This is a genomic window from Streptomyces endophyticus (assembly GCF_035798155.1).
Classification (GTDB): Bacteria; Actinomycetota; Actinomycetes; order Streptomycetales; family Streptomycetaceae; genus Streptomyces; species Streptomyces endophyticus.
In genome coordinates this window covers 44,520-50,519 of record NZ_JAOZYC010000175.1, presented here as the reverse complement: position 1 = coordinate 50,519, position 6,000 = coordinate 44,520, and the positions used below count along the sequence as shown (strand labels likewise).

General features: G+C 70.2%; 5 protein-coding genes. 2 read left to right on the top strand and 3 right to left on the bottom strand.

The genetic code is table 11. The features are described 5' to 3' along the window. A partial coding sequence (locus tag OKJ99_RS36360; RefSeq protein WP_326022590.1) for a serine hydrolase domain-containing protein occupies window positions 1-982 on the top strand: 982 nt, incomplete at its 5' end. A 9-nt stretch (window positions 983-991) separates the two neighbouring features. Here OKJ99_RS36360 and OKJ99_RS36355 read toward each other — a convergent pair. Together OKJ99_RS36355 and pepN are read right to left on the bottom strand one after the other, a co-directional pair. Beyond that, on the bottom strand, window positions 992-2,041 hold the full coding sequence (locus tag OKJ99_RS36355; protein ID WP_326022588.1) for a hypothetical protein: 1,050 nt from the start codon (window positions 2,039-2,041) through the stop codon (window positions 992-994). 252 nt (window positions 2,042-2,293) lie between these two features. Next, entirely contained in the window at window positions 2,294-4,879 is a 2,586-nt protein-coding gene (gene pepN / locus OKJ99_RS36350) for an aminopeptidase N (protein WP_326022586.1), read from the bottom strand. 143 nt (window positions 4,880-5,022) lie between these two features. On the opposite strand from pepN, the gene OKJ99_RS36345 reads away from it, so the two are divergent. Further along, the gene (locus OKJ99_RS36345; RefSeq protein ID WP_326022585.1) at window positions 5,023-5,664 is read left to right on the top strand and encodes a mycothiol-dependent nitroreductase Rv2466c family protein; all 642 of its coding nucleotides are present in this window, start codon (window positions 5,023-5,025) and stop codon (window positions 5,662-5,664) included. Here the strand turns inward: OKJ99_RS36345 and OKJ99_RS36340 are convergent. Continuing rightward, complete coding sequence (locus OKJ99_RS36340; protein ID WP_326022584.1) at window positions 5,661-5,879, bottom strand: hypothetical protein; 219 nt, start codon at window positions 5,877-5,879, stop codon at window positions 5,661-5,663. The genes OKJ99_RS36345 and OKJ99_RS36340 overlap by 4 nt on opposite strands. Window positions 5,880-6,000 lie beyond the last annotated feature (121 nt).

The following is a 6,000-nucleotide window of genomic DNA, read 5'->3' as shown; positions in this document are numbered from 1 at the left end:
CGGAGTCCCCGGCGCCACCGCGCGGGCCGTGGACGGCGGCCGGGCGTGGAACGGGACGGCGGGCCGCCGCGGCGCCCACGACCACTACCGCGCGGGCTCGCTCACCAAGACCTTCGTCGCCACGGTCCTGCTCCAGCTGGAGGCCGAGGGCAGACTCGGACTCGACGACACCGTGGACCACTGGCTGCCCGGCCTGGTCGAGGGCAACGGCAACGACGGCACGAAGATCACCCTCCGACAGCTCCTCAACCACACCAGCGGAATCTTCAACATCACGGCGGACAAGGACTTCCAGCGGAAGGTCTTCGCGAAGGACGGCTTCCTGAAGCACCGCTACGACACCTGGACCCCGACCGAGCTGGTCCGCGTCGCCACCCGCCACAAGCCCGACTTCGCCCCCGGCGCGAAGTGGGCCTACTCCAACACCAACTTCGTCCTGGCGGGCATGGTCGTCGAACGCGTCACGGGCCGCCCGTACGCCGAGGAGATCCGCGACCGCATCATCAACCCCCTCCATCTGAAGGCGACTTCACTGCCCGGCACCGACCCCGCGGTCCCGCGCCCCGCCTCTCGCGCGTACTCCAAGCTCACCGCGGACGGGAGCGGCACCCCGGTCGACGTCACCGAGCTCAACCCGTCGATCGCGGGCGCGGCAGGCGAGATCATCTCCGACTCGAAGGACCTGAACACCTTCTACACGGCGCTCCTGCGCGGCGAACTGCTCCCGGCGCGCCAGCTGAAGGAGATGAAGACGACGGTCCCCACGGACCCGGACTCTCCCGGCACGCGCTACGGCCTCGCCCTGATGCGGGAGGACCTGCCCTGCGGAAGGACGGTCTGGGGCCACAGCGGCGGCATCCACGGCTCCTCGACGCTGGCCCTGACCACGGCGGACGGCGAGCACGCACTCGCGTTCAACTTCAACGGCGACTGGACGGGCGACATGACGAAGGTGGCCCTGGCGGAGTTCTGCCCGAAGTAGTCCGACGGCTCACCGGGGCAGGACCACGACGTACGCCGCCGGGTCCCGGTCGCCGGAGGCCATCAGCGCGGTCCGCACGATGGCCGCCTGCTGCTCGATCGACTCGCGCAGCTTCTTCGGGGAGACGTGCACGACGGTGATCCCGAGCCGCTCCAGGTGCTCGCGCTTACGGGCGTACTCGCTCCACAGCGCGTCCTCGTCCTGGCGCGGCGCCCGGGTGTCCAGCTCAAGCGCGACGGCGTGGTCGGGCCAGAAGGCGTCGACGCCGCCGAGGTGCGGGCCGCCGGGCAGCCGCAGATCCACGTTCCATACGGGGTCGGGCAGCCCGTGCTCGCGCACCATCGCGTACAGCCGGTCCTCGGCGATGGTCCGCCCCTCGGCGAGCAGCGAGTCGACGGCGTCGATGACGTGCGGCCTGGTCAGCAGCCGGGCCTGCGACAACTCCCGTACGACGGCCGCCGGTTCACAGTGTCCGCCCCGGACGGCCTCGGTGAGCAGCCGTCGTACGGCGCCCGCGTCGGACAGCCGCCCCACCGCGTCGGCGAGGGCCCGCGGCACGGGAGTGACAGGAACTCCCTTCAGCTGTACGGGAGTCGGCAGGCCGGTGGTCCTGATCAGCCGGGCGAAGGCGGTGGAGCGCAGTCGCCTGGTGCGCGGGATCAGCACGTCGATGTGGTCGAGCGAGGACAGCGGGGGAGCGGCGGAGAAGCCGTGCAGCGCGAGGGCGGCGAGCCCGGTGACCATGGTGTCGGAGTACGGCGCGCGGCCGGGGGCGTGCTGCGTGGGCACGCCGTCCGGCCGGCCGCGCCGCTCGGGGGCCCGCCCCGAGTACAGCAGCACGGCGTGCAGCCGCTCCTCGTCACTGGGCGGGCCGGGGTGCAGCAGATACACACCTGGCAGCAACTGTTGCCAGGACCCACCGGCCCGGCACTGCTCCTGGACGGCGGCGGCGCCCACGCCGTGCGCCTTCAACTGCGCGGCGCTCATCAGCTGCCGCTGGTTCTGGCTGAGGTGGCGCAGGGGGCGGGGCGACAGGGGAGCGGGGGTGTTCTGGTTCATGACCCGCCCATTCCCGCCCGCAACACCCCCTCTAACCCCTGTTACACCCCCGTAGGAAACTCCGGACATCGTCGCCCTAAAGCCAACACACCAAACTGCCGAAAGACCCTGGCGAACGCCGGGTTACGGCCCCGAATGCCAGCATTCAGTAACACCGCCACGATTAAGCCCCTGCGGCGATTGAGCAGCGGGGTCCGGGGCAGAGCCCCGAAGCCCCGGTGCGGCGCGAGGTGACGGGCGGCCGAACCCCGGCTACCCGACCGCAACCCGGTCACAGGTCTGCCCCCGCAGGGCCCGCGCCAAATCATCCCTCGCCTCAAGAACAAGCCGCCGCAACGCAGGCGCGGCCTGCCCATGCTCGGAGAGCCACGCATCCGTCGCGTCCAGCGTCGCCCGCGAGTCCTGCAGCCCGGGGAACAGCCCCCGCACCACATCCATCCCGATCTGGATCGACCGCTCTCCCCACACCCGCTCGATCACCGCGAAGTACTTCTCCGCGTACCCCGCGGTGAGCGCCCGCTGCGACGGCTGCTGGAACCCCGAAATCGTGGCCTCCACCAGCGCGTTGCTCAACGCGTCCGACTCCACGACCTGCGCCCAGGCCTGCGCCTTCACGGCCTCGGAAGGACGCGCCGCGAGGCACCGCACCTGGTGCCGCTTGCCGGAGGCGGTGTCGTCCCGCGCCAGCTCCGCCGCCAGCACGTTCTCGTCCGCGGCCCCGTACGTCGCGAGCGTCTCCAGGAACGCCCACCGCAGCTCCTGGTCGATGTCGAGCCCGTCGATCTTCGCGCCGCCGGAAACCTCCAACAGCCCCTGAAGCAACTGAAGATCGGCCTCGCTGGAGGCGACCGCGCCGAAGAACCGCGCCCACGTCAACTGGTGCTGGCTCCCCGGCTCCGCGATCCGGAGCTCCTTGAGCGCCCCCTCGGCGAGCAGCCGCCCGCCGGTCTCGCGCCACTCGGGCGCCGCGTAGTGCGTGAGCGCGGAACGCGCCCACGCGTGCAGCATCTGGAGCACCCCGATGTCGGACTCGCGCCCCGCGAACCGCAGTACGAGGTCGATGAAGTCCCGCGCGGGCATCAACGCGTCCCGCGTCGCGTTCCACAGCGCCGACCAGCACAGGGCCCGCGCCAGGGGGTCGGAGATGTCACCAAGGCGCTCCCGCAGCGTCGCCAGCGAGCCCTCGTCGAAGCGGATCTTGCAGTACGTGAGGTCGTCGTCGTTGACCAGTACCAGCTCGGGAGCCTCGGCCCCGGCCAGCTCGCCCACGACCGTCCGCGGCCCGTCCACGTCCACCTCGGCGCGCGCGTACCGCTCGACCGCGCCGCCGGCCGTACGCCGGTAAAGGCCCACGGCCACCCGGTGCGGCCGCAGCTCCGGGTGCGATGCGACGGCCTCCTGCACCACCGCGAGCTCGGTGATCCGTCCCTCGGCGTTCAACGTGACCTGTGGCGTAAGGGAGTTGACGCCCGCCGTCTGCAACCAGGACCGCGACCAGGAGGCCAGGTCGCGCCCGCTCGTCTCCTCAAGCGCGGAGAGCAGGTCACCCAGTTCGGTGTTCCCGTACGCGTGCCGCTTGAAGTACCGCCGCGCGCCTTCGAGGAACGCGTCCCGCCCGACGTACGCGACGAGTTGCTTCAGTACGGAGGCGCCCTTCGCGTACGTGATCCCGTCGAAGTTGAGCTTCGCGTCCTCCAGGTCCCGGATGTCGGCCGTGATCGGATGCGTGCTCGGCAGCTGGTCCGCCCGGTACGCCCACGACTTCCGGTTGTTGGCGAAGGTGATCCAGCCGTCCGTGAACCGCGTCGCCTCCACCATCGAGAACGCGCCCATGAAGTCGGCGAAGGACTCCTTCAGCCACAGGTCGTCCCACCAGCGCATGGTGACGAGGTCGCCGAACCACATGTGGGCCATCTCGTGCAGGATCACGTTCGCGCGCCGCTCGTAGGACGCCTGCGTGACCTTCCCGCGGAAGATGAACTCCTCGCGGAAGGTCACCATCCCCGGGTTCTCCATGGCGCCGAGGTTGTACTCGGGCACGAAGGCCTGGTCGTACTTCCCGAAGGGGTACGGGTAGTCGAAGTGGTCGTGGAAGAAGTCGAGGCCCTGCTTGGTCACCGTGAAGACGTCGTCGGCGTCGAAGTACGGAGCGAGTCCCTTGCGGCACATCGCGCCGAGCGGGACGACGAGCTTCGAGCCGTCGTCGAAGGTCCGCTCGTAGAGTTCCGTCACGTAGTGGTACGGCCCGGCGACGACCGCCGTGATGTACGTCGAGATCGGCTTGGTCTCCGCGAACTGCCAGGCGCCGTCGACGAGTTCGCCCACGCCGTTCGACCACGCGGTCCACCCCTCGGGGGTCTGCACGCTGAACCGGTAGGGCGCCTTCAGGTCGGGCTGCTCGAAGTTCGCGAACACACGGCGCGCGTCGGCCGGCTCGTACTGCGTGTAGAGGTAGACCTCGCCGTCCTCGGGGTCGACGAAGCGGTGCATGCCCTCGCCGGTGCGCGAGTAGGCGCACTGGGCGTCGACGACCAGCTCGTTCTCCTCGGCCAGGCTCTCCAGCTGGATACGGCTGCCGTCGAACACGGCCGCCGGGTCGAGGTCCTCGCCGTTCAGCGACACGGACGTCACGGACGGCGCGATCAGGTCGACGAAGGTGCCCGCCCCCGCGTCGTTCGACCGAAACCGGATCGTGGTCACGGAACGGAAGGTGCGCGGCCCCTCGCCGGCGAAGTCGCCGACCGCGGAGCGCAGGTCGAGCGCCACCTCGTACCCGTCGACGGACAGCAGTCCCGCCCGCTCGCGGGCCTCGTCGCGGGACAGATTCTCACCGGGCACGGCGGCACTCCTTCGTGACGTTCTCGACTGGTCGAACGTCTACGATCCTCGCACGCGGCTCCGACACCGGACATCGGGGAATGGACCGGGCACGGGCCGCGTTGCCGCAGCCGAGACCACCCGGTGACTTCTTGAGGAGAGCCATGTCAGCAACGGACGAGAAGACCCCCGTCGACTTCTGGTTCGACCCCCTGTGCCCCTGGGCCTGGATGACCTCGCGCTGGGTCCTGGAGGTCGAGAAGGTCCGCGACATCAAGGTCCGCTGGCACCTGATGAGCCTCGCGGTGCTGAACGAGGACAAGCTCGACGACCTCCCCGAGGAGTACCGCGAGCTTCTGGAGACCAAGGCCTGGGGCCCGGTCCGCGTCGTCATCGCCGCGGAGCAGGAGCACGGCGCGGAGGTCCTCGGTGACCTCTACACGGCGCTCGGCACCCGTATCCACAACCGCGGCGAGGGTCCCACGAAGGAGGCCGTCGCCGCCGCGCTCGACGAGGTCGGCCTGCCCGCCTCGCTCCTCGACCACTGGGACGGCACGAAGTACGAGCCGGAGCTGCGGGCCTCGCACAAGGAGGGCATCGACAAGGTCGGCCAGGACGTCGGCACGCCGGTCATCGCGGTGCCCGGCGCCAACGGCGAGCAGATCGCCTTCTTCGGCCCGGTCGTCACCCCGGCCCCCAAGGGCGAGGAGGCCGCCAAGCTCTGGGACGGCACACTCCTCGTCGCCTCGGTCCCCGGCTTCTACGAAATCAAGCGCACCCGCACGGTGGGCCCGATCTTCGACTAGCCGTCGATGTCGTCGGGGAGGCTGCCGTGCCACGGCGACAGGTGGCGCCGTAGCGACAGGCATCCGGGGGTGGCGCAGCGCCAGGTCTTGTTGATGTCGGCCGAGCTGTCGCCCTTCGAGGCCAGGTGTGCCGCCTCGTGGGGCTTGAGCTGACGGAAGCCCCGCATCCCGTGGCAGGTGGGGCAGTCCCAGTCGTGGTGCTCTGCTTTCAGCATGCAGCTACATTCCACCGGAACCCGCAATACCGACAGGCCCCCGCGAGTCACATCCTCGCGGGGGCCTGTCGTTTTCAGCCGCCCGCCCCGGCGAAAGTTGAGAAGACGATCACGAGGCGGG

Coding starts and splice junctions, on each gene's coding strand:
- OKJ99_RS36340 (WP_326022584.1), bottom strand. CDS start 5,879: ATGCTGAAAGCAGAGCACCACGACTGGGACTGCCCCACCTGCCACGGG.
- OKJ99_RS36355 (WP_326022588.1), bottom strand. CDS start 2,041: ATGAACCAGAACACCCCCGCTCCCCTGTCGCCCCGCCCCCTGCGCCAC.
- OKJ99_RS36345 (WP_326022585.1), top strand. CDS start 5,023: ATGTCAGCAACGGACGAGAAGACCCCCGTCGACTTCTGGTTCGACCCC.